The organism is Pseudomonas sp. D1-1, assembly GCF_051132225.1.
In the GTDB taxonomy this organism is placed as follows: Bacteria; Pseudomonadota; Gammaproteobacteria; order Pseudomonadales; family Pseudomonadaceae; genus Aquipseudomonas.
Genome location: NZ_CP071676.1, coordinates 2759304 through 2776419 on the forward strand (window position 1 = coordinate 2759304; position 17116 = coordinate 2776419).

At 62.6% G+C, this 17116-nt stretch carries 6 protein-coding genes and 1 pseudogene; 2 read left to right on the forward strand and 5 right to left on the reverse strand.

Features of this window, described 5'->3' with window-relative positions:
• Positions 1–260: 260 nt before the first annotated feature.
• On the reverse strand, positions 261–5873 hold the full coding sequence (locus J3P86_RS12480) for a putative Ig domain-containing protein (protein WP_434700479.1): 5613 nt from the start codon (positions 5871–5873) through the stop codon (positions 261–263).
• A 360-nt stretch (positions 5874–6233) separates the two neighbouring features.
• The gene (locus J3P86_RS12485; protein ID WP_434623927.1) at positions 6234–8891 is read right to left on the reverse strand and encodes an excinuclease ABC subunit A; all 2658 of its coding nucleotides are present in this window, start codon (positions 8889–8891) and stop codon (positions 6234–6236) included.
• Between the two features lie 684 nt (positions 8892–9575).
• Between J3P86_RS12485 and J3P86_RS12490 the strand changes: the two are divergent.
• Both J3P86_RS12490 and J3P86_RS12495 read left to right on the forward strand, forming a co-directional pair.
• Positions 9576–9989, forward strand: a pseudogene (locus J3P86_RS12490) (MCP four helix bundle domain-containing protein); the annotation flags it as partial.
• A gap of 45 nt (positions 9990–10034) precedes the next feature.
• Positions 10035–11165, forward strand: a complete 1131-nt coding sequence (locus J3P86_RS12495; protein WP_434700637.1) for a methyl-accepting chemotaxis protein — start codon at positions 10035–10037, stop codon at positions 11163–11165.
• A 179-nt stretch (positions 11166–11344) separates the two neighbouring features.
• Here the strand turns inward: J3P86_RS12495 and J3P86_RS12500 are convergent, their stop codons facing one another.
• The 3 genes from J3P86_RS12500 to J3P86_RS12510 all read right to left on the reverse strand — a co-directional run bounded on the left by J3P86_RS12500 (position 11345) and on the right by J3P86_RS12510 (position 17108).
• Positions 11345–13084: a dipeptidase gene (locus tag J3P86_RS12500; RefSeq protein WP_434700481.1), complete on the reverse strand. Its 1740-nt coding sequence runs from the start codon at positions 13082–13084 to the stop codon at positions 11345–11347.
• Between the two features lie 347 nt (positions 13085–13431).
• The gene (locus J3P86_RS12505; RefSeq protein WP_434623923.1) at positions 13432–15435 is read right to left on the reverse strand and encodes a peptidase U32 family protein; all 2004 of its coding nucleotides are present in this window, start codon (positions 15433–15435) and stop codon (positions 13432–13434) included.
• A gap of 104 nt (positions 15436–15539) precedes the next feature.
• Entirely contained in the window at positions 15540–17108 is a 1569-nt protein-coding gene (locus J3P86_RS12510; RefSeq protein ID WP_434623921.1) for a sensor domain-containing diguanylate cyclase, read from the reverse strand.
• Between the last annotated feature and the right edge of the window lie 8 nt (positions 17109–17116).

Genomic DNA, 17116 nt, shown 5'->3' on the forward strand with positions numbered 1-17116 from the left:
AGCCCCAATGCCTCCTGCCCACAGGGTTTGCTTCATCAGTGCTGTTGTGGCATGCACCGTGTGGGAGCGAGCCTGCTCGCGATGACGGCAGTACATTCAACGCCGTTCAGCCTGGCACACCGCTTTCGCGAGCAGGCTCGCTCCCACAGGGGGCACTGCCCTGGGCCCCGATGCTTCCTGCCCACAGGGTTTGCTTCATTAGTGCTGTTGTGGCGAGGGAGCTTGCTCCCGCTGGGCTGCGCAGCAGCCCCCTCGTTCACTCAGGCGGTGAAGTCGCTGGCGTGCAGCTCCTTGACGCCCACCAGTTCGAACTCGAACTCGGCGGTGGCGTCGGCATTGACGCTGCCGTAGAGGATGCCATCGACAAAACGCAGTTGGCCGGTCGCGTTGCTGGCGTCGAAGGCGTTGCTGCCGATGAAGGTAAAGGCATCGATGCTGGCGGTCAGCGGGTTGGCGTCCAGGCCGGTGAAGTCCAGTTTATCCAGCTCAGCCGTCTTGAAGCCGTTGATCACATCCCGCGCGGCGCCGACGCCCATGTCCGACAGCGCAGTAAACGCGTAGGTATCTGCGCCAGTGCCGCCGGTGAGGTTATCAGTGCCGGCGCCGCCGATCAGCCGGTCATCGCCCGAGCCGCCCACCAGCGTGTCATTGCCGGCACCGCCGTTGAGGATGTTCCCGGCACTGTTGCCCGACAGCGTATCCGCGTAGGCACTGCCCGTCAGGTTCTCGATGAACTTCAGCGTGTCGAGCCCGGAACCGACGGTGTTCTGCTGTGCGGATGTCGACAGGTTCACGGTCACCCCGGCCAGGGCCCGGTCGTAGGAGACGGTGTCGTTGCCATCGCGTCCGTCCAGGACGTTGTCGCCCACGCCGGCGAACAGCGTGTTGTTCAGCGCATTACCGATCCCGTTGGCGGCCCCGGCGCTGTCGACGTACAGATTCTCCACGTTGTTGCCCAAGGTGTAGGTAGCGAGGCTGCTGTGGACGGCGTCGATGCCGCCGGACACCGGGTTGCTGCTGGTCTCGATCACGGTATCGCTGGCGTTGTCGACGTAGTAGGTGTCGTTGCCGTCGCCGCCGCTCATGCTGTCCGCTCCCACCGCGCCATTGAGCACGTTGTTGGCGGCGTTACCGGTGATGAAGTTGCGCCGTTCGTTACCGGTGCCGTCGATGTCCGACACGCCGGTCAGCACCAGGTTTTCCAGGTTGGCGCCCAGGGTCCAACTGACCGAGGCCTGTACCGTATCGATCTGCGAAGTCGAGGTATTGGTTTCCACCACGCTGTCGAACGCGTTGTCGACGACGTAGATGTCGTTACCATCGCCGCCGGTCAACGAGTCGGCACCCAGGTCCCCGTCCAGTATGTCGTTGCCGGAACTGCCTACCAGGGTGTCGGCCTGGTCGGTGCCGGAAATTTTCCCGCCCTCATTCTGCGCGCCGTCGAAAATATCCTGCACGCTGTTGTTGTCGTTGGGGTTGCCCTGGAAGCCAAGGTCATTGGCGATGTAGTCCGCCAGGCGCTGCCCGACGATTTCCGCTGACTCCTCGTGCAGGTGCCAGACATCGTCGGGATACACCAACGGATCGACTTCATAACGCAAGGGCAGGTCGTTGTAGTCCACCGCCAGTTTCACATCGGCGCGCTCGGCGGCGATGGCTTCCTGGACGGCGCGGACGTAGCCCACACCCTCGACGATGGAAGCAATCTTCTCCTCCGAGTAACCACGGGCGCGCGCGGCGTCCTGCTCGTAGTGACCGGTTTCCATCAGGTACACGTTGAAATTGCCGAGTTGGGCGTGCAGGTAATCGAAGACCTTCAGCGTCGACGCCTTGTAGGCCGCCGCAGCCGCTGCCTTGTCGGTGGAGCGGGCGATCTCCTGGGCGGCTTCCTCGCCCTGGCCCCAGATGATACCCATGGTCACGTTGTCGATGGCCTTGAGTTCGGTGAGCTGGTCGCGCAACAGCGTCACGGCGCGCAGCAATGCCGGGCCGGGTTGGTTGGTGTCGGTCAGCCACCAGCACAACTTCAGCTCCTCGGCGCCGAGGGTCGACAAGCCGTTGACCGTGCTGCCACCCACCGCAATGTCAATGCCGTTGCCGTCGGCGTCGCTGAACTGGCTGCGCACGTCATAGGTGGTGTACTTGTTCAGGTCATTGACCAGCATTGAGGTGCCGGACTGATCGTCATCCTCGCTCATGCGCAGCAGGCGTGCGTTGGATTGGCCGAGCGTCGGCAGATAGAGGATGTCTTGCTGGGCGCGTTCGCCGAAGACGAAATCACTGGCGGTCAGGGTGTTGAGGTAGTTGCCGTTCAGGGCGATCTCGAAACGGTTGCCATCGGCATCAGCCTGGCTGGACTTGACATACGTCTTGTCGCCGGCCGCATTCAACGTCATGTAGAGCGTGCCGTTGCTGCCGTCGCCGAGGCCGAGGAAACCCAGCCCGGAGACGTCGATCTTGTCGACGCCGACGGTGAAGTCATAGATCGTGTCCGTGGCCGTGACGCCACCGGTGTCGTAGTCCCGGTAGCTGTCGGACAGGTTGCTGTAGCGGAACGTGTCGGCGCCGGCGTCACCATACAGCGAGTCCCTTCCGGCGCCACCGTCGATGATGTCGGCACCGGTCCCAGCCTTGATGGTGTCGTTGCCACCCAGGCCGAGGATCAGGTCGGCGCCTGCCGTACCGTTGAGGCTTTCGGCATTGGCCGTGCCGGTGATGGTGTTGGCGGGCGCATCGGCGACCACCAGGGCAAAGCTGTCGCTGACCGATGCGCCGGACGGATCGGTGGCCTTGACCAGCACGTCGTAGTTGCCGGACGCAGTGCTGGTGGGCGTGCCGCTGAAAGTCAGCGTGCTGGCGTTGAAGCTCAGCCACGAGGGCAGGGCGCTGCCATTGGCCAGGGTCGCGGTGTAGGTCAGCACGTCCTGGTTGGCGTCGCTGAAGCTGTTGTTGGCCACCGTATAGCTGAACGGCGTGCTTTCGCTGGCGTTCTGGTCGAGTAGCGGAGTGACTACCACCGGCGCCACGTTGGTCGGGGTGTTCTGGTCGGCAAAGACAAAGTGATTGGCGGTCAGGCTGCTGACGAAATTTCCCGCCAGGGAGATTTCAAAGCGGTTGCCGTTGGCATCGACCGTGAGGTCCTTCAGGTACGTGCGGTTGGTTGACGAGCTGTAACTGACTTGCAGCGTGCCGTTGAGCCCGTTGCCCAGACCGGTGTAGCCCAGCGCCGCGACATCGATCTTGTCGGCGGCCACGTCGAAATCGAGGATCTGGTCACTGGCGCTGGTGGAACCGGTGCGGTAGCTGTCGAGCTTGGAGGTGTAGCGAAACACATCGGCGCCCGTGCCGCCGGTGAGTTTGTCCACGCCCGTGCCGCCCACCAGGATGTCGTTGCCCGCTGCGCCATTGAGGGTGTCGTTGCCCGCGCCACCGAAAATCTGTTCGTTGGCGACGGTGCCGGTCAGCGTGTCGTTGTTTGGCGTGCCGTTGATCACCACCGAGCCGGGCACGTCCTGCACCGCCAGGGTAAAGCTGTCACTGACGGTGGCGTTGCTGCCGTCGGTCGCGGTGACCTGGATCGAGTAAGTGCCCGATGCCGTGTCGGGTGGCGTGCCGCTGAAGGTGCGGGTGGCGGCGTCGAACGTCAGCCAGCTGGGCAGGGCGCTACCATCGGCCAGCTTGGCGGTGTAGCTGAGGCTGTCATTGTCCGGATCGGTGAAACTGGTGGCCGGCACCACGTAGCTGAAGGGCGTCTTTTCGCTGGCGTTCTGGTCCAGCAATGGCGTGGCTAGCACCGGTGCCTGGTTGGTCGGCGATGTTGTCGCGAAGACGAAGTTGGCGCTGGTCAGGGTGTTGAGGTAATTGCCGTCCAGTGCCACTTCGAAGCGGTTGCCGTTGGCATCGGCCTCCAGGGATTTGATGTAGGTCTTGGTGCCGGCGCTGTTGAGCACCAGGTAGACGGTATTGTTCTTGCCGTCGCCCAGGCCGGTGAAGCCCATGGCGGAGAGATCGATCTTGTCGGCAGCGATGTTGAAGTCGGTGATCAAATCGCCCAGGTTGGCGCCACCGGTGTTGTAGTTGCGGTAGCTGTCCAGCCGGTTGGCGAACACGAAGGTGTCCGCCCCGGCGCCGCCCGTGAGGGTGTCCATGCCGGCGCCACCGTCGAGCTTGTCGTCGCCCGCGCCACCGCTGAGGCTGTCGTTGCCGGCCAGGCCGAGCAAGGTATCGGCGGCGTCGCTGCCCAACAAAGAGTCGCTGCCGGTGGTGCCGGTGATGACCCGATTGAAGATGAAGTTGCTCGCCGTCAGGGTGCTCGCCAGGTTGCCCGAGAGAATCAGTTCGAAGCGATTGCCGCTGGCATCGGCGTCGTAGTCCTTGATGTAGGTGCGGTCGCTGCTGGCGTTGTAGCTGACTTGCAGGGTGCCGCCACGGCCATTGCCCAGGCCGGTGAAGCCGAGGCCGGCAAGATCGATCTTGTCCTGGGTCACGTCGAAATCGGTGATGGTGTCGTCGAAGCTCGCCGTTGCATTGCGATAGCTGTCGGACTGGCTGGTGAAGCGGAATGTGTCGGCGCCCGTGCCGCCAGTGAGTTTGTCGACGCCCGCGCCGCCCACCAGGATATCGCTCCCGGCCGCGCCATTGATGGTGTCGTTGCCGGCCGCACCGTAGAAAATTTCGCTGGCGGCGGTGCCCATGAGGACGTCGTTGCCCGCCGTGCCTTGCACGGTGGTCATCGGCACGGTGGCGCTGACATAGCTGCCATCGCCATAGACCAGCGTGGCGCCCTTGCTGGTGTGGCTGATGGTGTTGGCGATGATCGCGTTGCGATCGGTGCCGTCTTCGTTGCGCTCGGCGACGCCGTAGGTGGACAGGTTGCTGCCGCTGATGACGTTGCCCTGGATCAGGTTGTCGCTGCCGTTGAAGTACTTGCCGGACACACCGAGGGTGTCGTCGTAGGACTGGATGATGATTTCCGGCACCGCGCCGCCCAACGAGTTGTTGTTGAGGGTGTTGTCGATGACCTCGACATGGTTGCTGCCGTAGATGCGGATCCCGGCGCTGGCGTTGTCATGGATATCCACGCCGGTGACGGTCACGTCGCTGGACAGCTTGACCAGCACGCCTTCGGCGCCGTTGCCGTAGACCTCGCCACCGGTGATGGTGATGTTGCTGGGAGAGGGGATATCTTCGCTGCCGCGCTGCACGACGATGCCGTTGCCGCCGTTGTTGTAGGCGACGTTGTTGGTCATGGTGAAATCGTGGGTGCTGGTGACGACGTTGAAACCGTGGCGGTCGTTGTCGTAGGCAATATTGTTTTCGAAGGTGCTGTCGCTGAGGAAGTCGGCGACGAAGCCATCCAGGCCGTTGCCGTGGGACACACTGTTCTTGATGACCATGTTGACGGTCTGCTCATGCGGGTCGAAGCCGTACCCGGAGCAGTCCTTGATCTCGACGCTGTCGAGGGTGACGTTGGAGTCGTAGCCTTCCTCGCCGGGAATATAACCGTTGAACCAGCCATCCACCTTGCCGGTGGTGGCGTCGCGGTTACCGTCGATGGTGAGGTTGCTGACGCCGAAGTCGTGGGTTTCCTCGCCATAGGCCGAGCGGATGATGCCGGTGATCTTGGTGTCCGATCCGTCGGCCAGCTTGACCGTGGTGTCGCCCATGCCGTCGCCGTACAGGTAGACGTTGCTTTTGAGCATCAGGCAGCCATCGGAGGGTTCCTCGCCTCCCGAAACGATGTAGGTGCCGGTGGGCATGTACACCTGGCCACCGCCCGCGGCCGCTGCCGCATCGATCGCGCTTTGAATGGCCGCCGTGTCGTCGGTGACGCCATCTCCTTTGGCGCCAAAATCTTGTACGTTGAAAATCATGGACTTATCTCCGTATCAGGCTAAAAACCTAAGTGACTGCCAATATTCCATCGGCGACCACCGTGTTATGACCCAGCGGAGCGAAAAAGTTGTGACCGCATATCGGCGAAGTGTCAAAAAACTGATAAACGGTTGTGCGGATTGTCGATGTGTAACGTTTCATTGACGCTTTTTGGTGCGAACGCTGTTCCGTGTGGGAGCGAGCCTGCTCGCGAAAACGCTATTCCAGGCCCTTCGATGCAAGCTGACACACCGCTTTCGCGAGCAGGCTCGCTCCCACAGGGTGAATGCGGCTGAGGCGCTAGCTGCGCCATGTGAAGAGTGCTTTCGTGGCGAGGGAGCAAGCTCCCTCGCCACGGTTCATCGTGCGGGTTGCAAAGCTCTTTTCAGGAACGGCGCGGTGCGGCTTTCGTCACAGTCTGCAACGACCTCTGGCGCACCGCACACCACCACGTTCCCGCCCTGTGTCCCGGCTCCCGGGCCGATGTCGATGACCCAGTCGCTCTGCGCCACCACGCGCATGTCGTGTTCCACCACAACCACCGTATGGCCTTCGTCCACAAGGCGATTCAACTGCACCAGCAGGCGATCCACGTCCTGGGGGTGCAGACCGTTGGTAGGCTCATCCAATACGTAAAGGGTCGCGCCCCGAGCCTTGCGTTGCAGCTCGGTCGCCAGCTTGATCCGCTGCGCCTCGCCGCCGGACAGCTCGGTGGCCGGTTGGCCAAGGCGCAGATAACCCAGGCCGATGTCTTGCAAGACTTGCAACGAGCGCCTGGCCGACGCTTGTTCGGCGAACACTTCTAGAGCCTGGTTCACCGTCAGTTGCAGCACTTGGGAAATGTCCAGCCCCTGCCAGGTCACCTCCAGGGTCTGCGGGTTGTAGCGGGCCCCATGACAGGTCGGGCAGGGCGCATAGACGCTGGGCATGAACAACAGCTCGACGCTGACGAAGCCTTCGCCTTCACAGGTTTCACAACGACCCTTGGCGACGTTGAAGGAAAACCGTCCGGCATCGAATCCCAGCGCCTGCGCCTGTTCGGTGGCGGCGAACAGTTTGCGTACGTGATCGAACAGCCCCGTGTAGGTGGCGAGGTTGGAGCGCGGCGTGCGGCCGATGGGTTTCTGGTCGACTTGCACCAGTCGTTTGATTGCGTCGAGCCCGGCGCTGACCCGGCCGCCACTGGTTTGCACCGGTTCGTCTTCCAGGCTCTGCTCCTCGGCTTCCGCGTTGGGGCTGGCCTGGCCCAGATGGGCACCGACCAGGTCCAGCAGGGCCTGGCTGACCAGGCTGGACTTGCCTGACCCGGAAATGCCGGTCACCGCCGTGAAGCAACCGAGTGGAAACGCTGCGCTCAGGTTGTCGAGGTTGTTGCGGGTGATGCCTTCCAGGCGCAGCCAATCCTCAGGTTCACGGGGGATGCGCGCGGTGGCGCGGTCTTCGGCGAACAGGTAGGCGCGGGTCCGGGACTCGGGCACTTGACCGAGGCCATCGGGTGGTCCGCTGTAGAGGACCTTGCCGCCTTGCTCACCGGCGTCCGGGCCGACGTCGATCAGCCAGTCGGCGCGACGCATGGTGTCGAGGTCGTGTTCGACGACGAACACGGAATTGCCCGCGGCCTTCAGGCGTTGCAAGGCGCCGAACAGCGCCTCGCTGTCGGCCGGGTGCAGGCCGGCGGAAGGTTCGTCCAGGACATAGATGACCCCGAACAGCTGGGAATTGAGCTGGGTGGCCAGGCGCAGGCGCTGCAATTCGCCGGAGGACAGGGTCGGCGTGCTGCGCTCCAGGGCCAGGTAGCCAAGGCCCAGGTCAATCAGCGTGACGATCCGCTCCAACAATTCGGCGGCGATGCGTTGGGCCGCCAGGCGCTTCTCGAGGGACAGGTTCGGCGTGTGGCGCGCATCCGGTCCGCCGGCGTGCGGGTTGTCGCCGCGGGCGGCGCGTTGCTCGCGGGCCTCTCGGGTCTGGCTGTGGGTGAGCACGTCGCCCGGCTCTTCGGGTTGCTCCAGATAGTCGGGGGCCGCGACGGTCTTGAGCACTTCGGCCAGTTCCAGCAGCGCCAGGTTGGACAACTGCGCTATGTCCAGGCCCGCGAAGGTGACGGTCAATGCCTGACGCTTGAGGCGCTTGCCTTCGCACATCGGGCAGGGGCTGGCGCGCATGTATTGCGCCACGCGCTTGCGCATCTGCGCGCTTTGCGAATGCATGAAGGTGTGCAACAGATAGCGTCGGGCACCGCTGAAGGTGCCTTGATAGCTGGGTTCGAGCTTGCGCTTGAGCGCTTCGCGGGTCTGGGCTGGGGTCAGCCCTGCATATACCGGGACGGTGGGGGTCTCTTCGGTAAACAGAATCCAGTCGCGCTGCTTTTTCGGCAGGTCGCGCCAGGGAACGTCGACGTCATAACCCAAGGTCACCAGGATGTCGCGAAGGTTCTGGCCTTGCCAGGCCATGGGCCAGGCCGCCACGGCGCGCTCGCGGATGGTCAGCGACGGATCGGGCACCATGGACGCCTCGGTCACCTCATGGACCCGTCCCAGGCCATGGCACTCCGGGCAGGCGCCCTGCGGGGTGTTGGGCGAGAAGTCCTCGGCGTACAGCATCGGCTGGTCCGCCGGGTAGCTGCCGGCGCGGGAGTAGAGCATGCGGATCAGGCTCGACAGCGTGGTGACGCTGCCCACCGAGGAACGTGCGCTGGGCGTGCCGCGTTGCTGTTGCAAGGCAACCGCCGGCGGCAGGCCCTCGATGCTGTCCACGTCCGGCACGCCCACCTGGTCGATCAAACGCCGCGCGTACGGCGCGACCGACTCGAAATAGCGGCGCTGGGCTTCGGCATAAACCGTGGAGAAGGCCAGCGATGACTTGCCGGAACCCGACACGCCGGTGAACACCACCAGGGCATCGCGGGGGATGTCCACATCGACGTTCTTGAGGTTGTGTTCGCGGGCGCCACGCACCCGGACAAAACCGGTGCCTTCGGGCAAAGCCGCAGTTGAAGCAGGGGCGGAGCGTGGGGGCATCGGGCATTCCTTGTGTACGTCGGTGGTGCGCTTCGGGGCGTTGTGGCGTGGAGAGTGGACTGGATCACAGCGCTGACCATTATGCGACCGGGCGCGACGATTCTTGTGCAATAAAATTTACTCCGGGCGCGAGAGATGAGAGCTCTTGACCGCTTTCGTGGCGAGGGAGCTTGCTCCCGCTGGGCTGCGCAGCGGCCCCAAGGAGGCTTACCGCGATGAACCTGACACACCGAGAGCAGAGGTTTTGGGACTGCTTCGCAGCCCAGCGGGAGCAAGCTCCCTCGCCACGGGATTTTCGGAGGACGCAAATCGAGCGGTTGAGCCCACAGTATTCAATCGAGTTGTTTTCAGTTGCGTAATTGATCGCGGCTTACCAGCAGGTGGGCGGTTTCCGTAGGAAATCAGGTAATCAGCCTGAATTTCTCCCTGCGTGCGCTGCAAATCAGAAACGCCCTACAACATGAAACAGTCCATCCGCACTAGCATTTCCAGCAGTTTCTGAGCCCTCTATTCCACTCTTCATTTTCACCGGACCGGCACCAGCCGTGGATCCGGCGAGCGCAGGTTCTGCTGCCCGGGCATCTGCCTCAGGCTCAGTACCTGCGGGCCAGGATTCGTTGAACAGAGCCCCTGAAAGGAAATGTTTTGATAATGACCAGACTCACCATTGCCCAGCGAATCGTCATGGGTTTTTCCATTGCGCCCATCGCTTTGATCGCCGTGGCGTTGTACGCCTTGTACGACCTGCGGATATTGCGCGACCAGGCCGAAGTGGTCGCCCAGCGAGACTGGCCGAAAATCGCCCCGATCATGGCCATCGCCACGGGGGTGCGGGATAACGCCAGCCACATTCGCGAACTGTTGATCGACAGGAACGATCCCCTGGCCCAGACGTCCATCGACAACACGCGGCAACGCATCGACAAAGCGCTGGCAACGCTCGGGCCGTTGCTTGATCGAAGGCCCGAAGGCAAGGCGGCTTTAGCGGCCCTGAAAAAGAATGGCGAGGTCTACCAGGCCGCTTTTTCGCAAATGCAGGGCTTGATTCACCGGAACGTGCCCCATGAGGCGGTGCTGCAGCTGGAGCAATCCGTAACCCCGGCGGAGCAGGCGATGTACCAGAGCCTGGACGGACTGATGGCGATGCAGGACCGTCTTTTTGACGAGCGTGAGCGCGGGGCCCAGACACGCTACCAGGACGCGCAACTGCATTTGCTGATGATGGTGCTGGCGTGCCTGGCCCTGGTGGCGACGGTCGCGGTGCTGGTGACCCGCAGCGTTACCCGGCCACTGGGCGGTGAGCCCGGTGATGCGGCGCGGATGCTGGGCCATATCGCCCAAGGCGACCTGACCATCAAGGTGCCCGTGGGGGCGGGCTCGGGCGACAGCATGATGAGTAACATGCACGAGATGCAGCAGAGCCTCCACTCCATGGTCCGGCAGATCGCGACCTCGGTGGATCGGGTCGCCAGTTCCTCCGAGGAGTTGAGCGCCGTGAGCAGCCAGACCAGCAGTTCCTTGCAACTGCAGGGAATTGAAATCGAACAGGCGGCGGCAGCCGTGAACCAGATGACCGCCGCGGTGGACGATGTGGCGCGCAATGCCATGAGCACCAGCGAAGCATCGCGGATTTCCGAGCAGACGGCCCTGGATGGTCGTGAGCAGGTCCAGGAGACGGTAGCGTCCATTTCCGTGCTGGCCGACGGTGTGAGCGAAGCCGCGGAGCGTATTCAGCAACTGGCCGGGCGGGTCCAGGACATCAGTTCGGTGCTTGACGTGATCCGCAGCATCGCCGAGCAGACCAACCTGCTGGCCTTGAATGCCGCCATCGAAGCGGCCCGGGCAGGCGATGCCGGCCGCGGCTTCGCGGTCGTCGCCGATGAGGTAAGGGCGCTGGCCCACCGCACCCAGGAGTCAACCCGGGAAATTGAGGAAATGATCGGCACGATCCGCCGCGAAAGCGGGGACGCGGTAACCGCGATGCAAAGCAGCAGTGAACTGGTACAGGCAACGTTGCAAGTAGCCCGGCGCTCCGGCGAAGCCTTGGACGCGATTGCCTGCTCAATCTCGCAGATCAACGAGCGCAACCTGATGATTGCCAGTGCCACCGAACAACAGGCACTGGTGGCCCGGGAGGTGGACCGCAACCTGGTCAGCATCCGCAACCTGTCCGAGCAGGTCTTGCAGGGAGCCCAGCATACCGATACGGCGGGGCAGGACCTGGCACACATGGCAGAGTCGCTGCATCAGACGGTGGCGCGGTTCAAGGTGTAGCCCAACGCGGCCACGCGAGCAGCTTTCTCCCTGCCGGGACCCACCGATCATCTGAAGGAATGAACAACTGTGGCGAGGGGATTTATCCCCGCTGGGCTGCGCAGCAGACCAGATATTTTTGCGGTCGCTACGCAACCGAACGGGGATAAATCCCCTCGCCACTATGGATCTCACCGGCCTCAGAGCTTCGGCAACTGCCCGATCCGCCCCATCATCTCGGTCACGACCTGCAGGTCCAGCAGGAACTGCTCAACGGTCTTGAACTCGTTATCGTTGTGCCCGGTGTACTTGACGTCGGGCATGGCCAGGCCGAACTGCACGCCGTTGGGCAGATCATGAACCGAGGTGGCGCCGGCAGACGTGCCGAACTTGTGTTCCATGCCGAGATTCTCGGTGGCAACGGCGAGCAGCGCCTTGACCCATTCACCTTCGGGATTGCGGTACATCGGCTCATCGATGGAGTTTTCGAAGGCCACGGCAACCTTGGATTTCTTCGCCCAGGCCGAAAGTCTGTCGTCAATTTCAGTCTTCAGCGCTTGCGTCGGCTTGCCCACGGGCACCCGCAGGTTGACCGCGAGCTTGAAGGCCTTGTCATCCATACCGACGTAGGTCAGCGAGGCGGTCAGCGGACCCATGAACGCGTCGGAAAAACCGATACCGAGTTTTTTCCCCAGGTAATCCAGACCCCAGTTGTCGGCGGCATAGCGCGCGGCGTCGGTGATGTGATTGTGCTTGAGTCCAACGGTGCCGTTCAGGCCATTGATGAATACCAGCATCCTGGCGACCGGGTTGACGCCTGACTCGGGCTCGGAGGAGTGTGCCGAAACGCCGGTGAAGGTCAGCTTGACTGTGTTATCGACGACCTCGCTGGCCACTTGAAAGTCGCCGCCATTGGCCTTGGCAAAGTCGGTGCCCGCCTTGACCAGGCTGGCAGCCAGCTCGGCGGGCTTTTCCGTGGTAAAGGTTGCCACCGAAGTCGACGGGATCTGGTTGGTCGCCATGCCGCCCGTCAACGCCGTGATCTCGGCACCTTGACCCTGTGCCGCCCGGCGCGGGAAATTCGCCATGACCGTGCCATAGCCTTTCTCGGCAATCACCACCGGGTAGCTGCCGTCCAGCGCCAGGTTGTAGTTCGGGGTCGGGTTACGCTCGAAGTAATAAGGAATGGCGTCGCCGGTGGTTTCCTCGGTGGTATCGACCAGCAGCTTGAAGTTGCGCGCCAGTGGCAGTTTTTCTTCCTTGATGATCTTCATGGCGTAGAGCGCCACGACGATGCCGTTCTTGTCGTCTTCGGTGCCGCGGCCATACATGCGATCACCCACCAGGGTGACCTTGAAGGGATCAAGCTTGGTGCCATCCTTGAGCACCCAGTTTTCCGGCGTGACCGGCACTACATCGGCATGGGCGTGAATGCCCACCACTTCGTCACCCGAGCCTTCGAGGGATATCTCGTAGACGCGGTTGTCGATGTTGCGAAAGTTCAGGTTGAATGACTCGGCCAGGCTCTTGATCTTGTCGGCGATCTTGAGAAATTCAGGATTTTCATGCTGGGCAACGCCGTCCTTGCGATAGGTCGGGATTTCCACCAATTGGCGCAAGGTTTCGGTGGCGGCTTTGCCGTACTTTACCCGGGCGTAGATACCCAGCAGGCGATGAATTTCGTTCTGCTGTTCCGCCGACAGGGTCTTGTTGCCCTGGAAGGCGCTGATGGCCGGGCCGAGGTTGGCGGTTTTTGCCACTTCGATATTGGCGACGCTTGCGAGGAACTGGCGGAAATCGTTGACCGAGCTATCAGTGAAATTTTTGACCAGGGTCGCGCTCTGTTGCGCGGAAATGTTGGCGTAGGCCGACATCGAGAAAGACGACAGGCTGGACAGGACGAGGGTGGCGATAGCGAGACGCTTGAACGGGAAGTTCATGGTGGGAGGCATTCCTTTGCAGGGAAAAAGTGACGGTATGAAACAATCACTTACAACCTAGCATCATGAATGCGCGATAGGGGAGCCCTTTGAACAGAATCTGTCGCCCGACAAAGCGAAAACGGCGCAGAAATGAAAATCCCCAGTGGGAGCGAGCGATGAGGCCCGCACATTCAACATTCCTGCAAGCTGACTCACCGCTTTCGCGAGCAGGCTCGCTCCCACAGGGTGGACTGCCGCCCAAAGGTTGGACACCAACCAGGGGGCAGTCCGGGAGAAGCTCAAGCTACTGTGGGAGCGAGCCTGCTCGCGAAGAGGACAGCACAGTCAATCGAGATCCATCTGACTCAATGCGCTCCACGCGGGATCGTCTTGAGCAAGTCCTCCGGACTGATATGACCGACCACCGGCTGCGCCGTGCTACCGGGCAACGGCAGGTCAAGGATGTGCCCCTTGATCTTGCCCACCACATGCATCTCGCAGGGTTTGCAGTCGAACTTCAGCGTCAGCACTTCATCACCATGGATCAACTGCATCGGCGCAACCTTGGTGCGTACGCCGGTGACGCCCTTGGCCTGCTTGGGGCAAAGGTTGAAGGAAAACCGCAGGCAGTGCTTGGTGATCATCACCGGGACTTCGCCGGTTTCCTCATGGGCTTCGAACGCCGCGTCGATCAGCTTGACCCCGTGGCGGTGGTAGAAGTCCCGGGCCTTCTGGTTGTAGACGTTGGCCAGGAATGACAAATGCGACTCCGGGTATACCGGCGGCGGCGTGGTCTCGGCCTTGCGTCCGCCCCGTGGGTGCGCCGCGACACGCGCTACGGTCAAAGCTTCGATGACTTCGCGGCGCAACGCCTTGAGCTGGGAGTTGGGAATGAAATAAGCCTGGGGCGCATCCAGTTTGATCGATGTGGCGTGGTATTCGGTGGTGCCCAACTGGCCGAGCAGGTCTTGCAACTGCTCCAGGGCCTGCTCCGGTTTGTTCGCCAGGCCGAAGGGACCGTCCAGGGCGACGCTGGCGCTGATGCCTTCTTCGCTGGTGGCGGTCAACTCCAGGCGTTCCTCGCTCAGGCGAGCGACCCAGGCCAGGCCGACGCGACGCTCGGCGGAGGTCTTGAGCAGGGCTTGCTGCCAGTTGTGATCGAGGTTGCGGCTCAGCGCATGGTTGGGGCGCAACTGATACAGGCCGGCCGGCATCTCGTTGGGTTCGACGCGGTAGCGGTAGCGCTGCTTGCCGTCCTCGTCGAGGAATTCGCCCTTGGGTTCGGCGATGTTGGCCCGGAAGCCAACCACTTCGCGCTTGACCAGCACGTTGAGGCCGTCACCATTGGACAGCGGATCAAAGGTCACCACTTGCAGGTCGCGCTTGCCGACTTTTTCCACCACGCCCACCGGCACGCCGGTGAACGTCGGGGAGTCGAAGGCGCCGATGTCGATCTTGCGCTCGCTGACGAAGTAGTCGGTGCTGCCACGGTGGAAGGTCTTGTCCGGGTCCGGCACGAAGAAATGCGCGGTGCGGCCGCTGGAGGCGCGGGCCAGGTCTGGGCGGTCTTCGAGGACATCGTCGAGGCGCTGGCGATAGTAGGCGGTGATGTTCTTCACATAGCCCATGTCCTTGTAGCGACCTTCGATCTTGAACGAGCGCACGCCCGCTTCGACCAGGGCGCGGATGTTCGCGCTCTGGTTGTTGTCCTTCATCGACAGCAGGTGTTTTTCATAGGCGACAACCCGGCCCTGGTCATCCTTGAGGGTGTAGGGCAGGCGGCAGGCCTGGGAGCAATCGCCACGGTTGGCGCTGCGCCCGTTCTGGGCATGGGAAATGTTGCACTGGCCGGAAAACGCCACGCACAGCGCGCCGTGAATGAAGAACTCGATGGCCGCATCGGTCTCGTCGGCAATGGCGCGGATTTCCTGCAGGTTCAGCTCGCGGGCCAATACCAGCTGCGAGAAACCGGCCTGGTCGAGAAACTTTGCCCGGGCCAGGGTGCGGATGTCGGTCTGGGTGCTGGCGTGCAGCTCGATCGGCGGAATGTCCAGCTCCATGACGCCCAGGTCCTGGACGATCAGCGCATCGACGCCGGCGTCGTAGAGCTGATGGATCAACTGGCGGGCCGGCTCCAGCTCGTTGTCGTGCAGGATCGTGTTGATCGTGGTGAACACCCGGGCGTGGTAGCGATGGGCGAATTCCACCAGCCCGGCGATATCGCTCACCTCGTTGCAGGCGTTGTGACGCGCGCCGAAACTCGGGCCACCGATGTACACGGCATCGGCGCCATGCAGAATGGCCTCGCGGGCGATGGTTACGTCGCGGGCGGGGCTGAGCAATTCCAGATGATGTTTAGGCAAGGACATGTTTTTTTAGTCAGGCTGGTCACGGTCGAAGCGCGCATTGTAGCCGCCAGGCGCCGGATCGGCACCTGTGCAGGCCAGTGTTGGCTGAAATCAACGATATGCGGTCAGGCCTGGGAGGCGCCGGCGCTGCACCAGCGGTTTCGCCCGGTGTTCTTCGCCAGGTACAGGAAGGCGTCGGCGGCCTTGATCAGCATCGCAGGGCTGACGTCCTCGCTGCTCGGCTGGCAGGTGGTGATGCCGGCACTGATCGTCACGATCCCCAGCGGGTGGTCGCCGTGCTCAATGTTCAAGGCCCTGACGGATTCAAGGATTTGCTGCGCCACTTTGGCCGCACCTGCGCTGTCCGTGTTCGGTAGCAGCACGGTGAATTCTTCACCGCCGTAGCGGACGGCCAGGTCTCCCGGTCGCTTGATGGTCTGTCCGATCGCGCCGGCAATCGCCCGCAAGCAATCGTCGCCAGCGGCATGGCCGTATTTGTCGTTGTAGCGTTTGAAGTAATCGACGTCGAGCATGATCAGGGCCAGGGACGAGCCTTGGCGCTTGGCCAGGCGCAGCTCGTCGGCCAAGGCAATGTCCAGCCGCCGGCGATTGCCCAGCCCGGTCAGGCTGTCGGTCAACGCCATGTCGCGCATGGCCTGGTGGGCGCTGCGAATCTGCGTTTCCATGGTCATGCGGTAGCGCAACTGGCTCAGGACGATGAGCCCGAAGCCGACCAGAATCGCGATCAGGAATACCAGTACCAGGCCGGTCTTGAGCAGGTCACGACGCCACGGGGCAATGATCGATTCCCGCGACAGGCCGGCTTCCACCACCAGCGGGTAGGTGGTCAGGGCCCGGTAGCCATACAGACGCTCGGTGTCGTCGACGACGGCCCTGGCTTCGGCGACGCCCTGGTTGGAAGTCGGCAGATGCTCCCGGAAGATCACGCTGTTGACGAGGCTCTTGCCGATCACCGCCGCGACGAAAGGCCGGCGGACTAGGATCGTACCGCTGCGCTTGGCCAGGACCAGCGCGCCTTTGCCGTCGATCTTGAAGTCGCCGTAGTAGTCGACGAAATAACTGACCTTGACCGTCCCGAGCATCACCCCGGCGAACGAGCCATCGGGGTTGTTCAAGCGGCGGGAGATGGGGATGATCAGGTCGTTGGTGGATCGGCTCTTGACCACATCGCCAATACGTACGCCTCGATCCTCGTGGGTGCGGTGGTACTGGAAGTAGTCGCGGTCGGCGTTGTTCGCCATTTCCGGAATCACTTCCTTGTCCGTCACCAGCCATTGGCCGTCCGGGCCGTAGATGAACAGTCCGTGCAACTGCGGCATGATCGCGGCCTGCTGCACCAGCAGCCGATGAATGCGCGGGATGTCCATGTTCTGCAGGCCGTCGCCTTCCACGCGTTCGCCGAGGGCGGCAGTGACCACGTCCACTTGTCGGATGGTGTCTTCGGCGTGTTGGGCCGTCGCCCGCGCCAGGTTCGTCACCGAATCGCGGGCAGACGCAAAAGCCGCCCGATAGTCTCGCCAGGTGCGCCAGCCTTCGACCGCCAGGAAAGCCACGATCACCACGAGCATGAAACTCACGGTCAGCCGAAATGCAGCCCCGGCCCGCACAGCTTGCGGGGAAAAGGCTTGATCGGGGCTTTCAATCCTGGGCTCCGGCCGTTTGCGTCCGAGCATTGATATAT

Excerpts from the sequence above, each read along its gene's own strand:
- J3P86_RS12480 (WP_434700479.1), bottom strand. The coding sequence starts at position 5,873 with ATGATTTTCAACGTACAAGATTTTGGCGCCAAAGGAGATGGCGTCACC.
- J3P86_RS12485 (WP_434623927.1), bottom strand. The coding sequence starts at position 8,891 with ATGCCCCCACGCTCCGCCCCTGCTTCAACTGCGGCTTTGCCCGAAGGC.
- J3P86_RS12495 (WP_434700637.1), top strand. The coding sequence starts at position 10,035 with ATGCAGGACCGTCTTTTTGACGAGCGTGAGCGCGGGGCCCAGACACGC.
- J3P86_RS12500 (WP_434700481.1), bottom strand. The coding sequence starts at position 13,084 with ATGAACTTCCCGTTCAAGCGTCTCGCTATCGCCACCCTCGTCCTGTCC.
- J3P86_RS12505 (WP_434623923.1), bottom strand. The coding sequence starts at position 15,435 with ATGTCCTTGCCTAAACATCATCTGGAATTGCTCAGCCCCGCCCGCGAC.
- J3P86_RS12510 (WP_434623921.1), bottom strand. The coding sequence starts at position 17,108 with ATGCTCGGACGCAAACGGCCGGAGCCCAGGATTGAAAGCCCCGATCAA.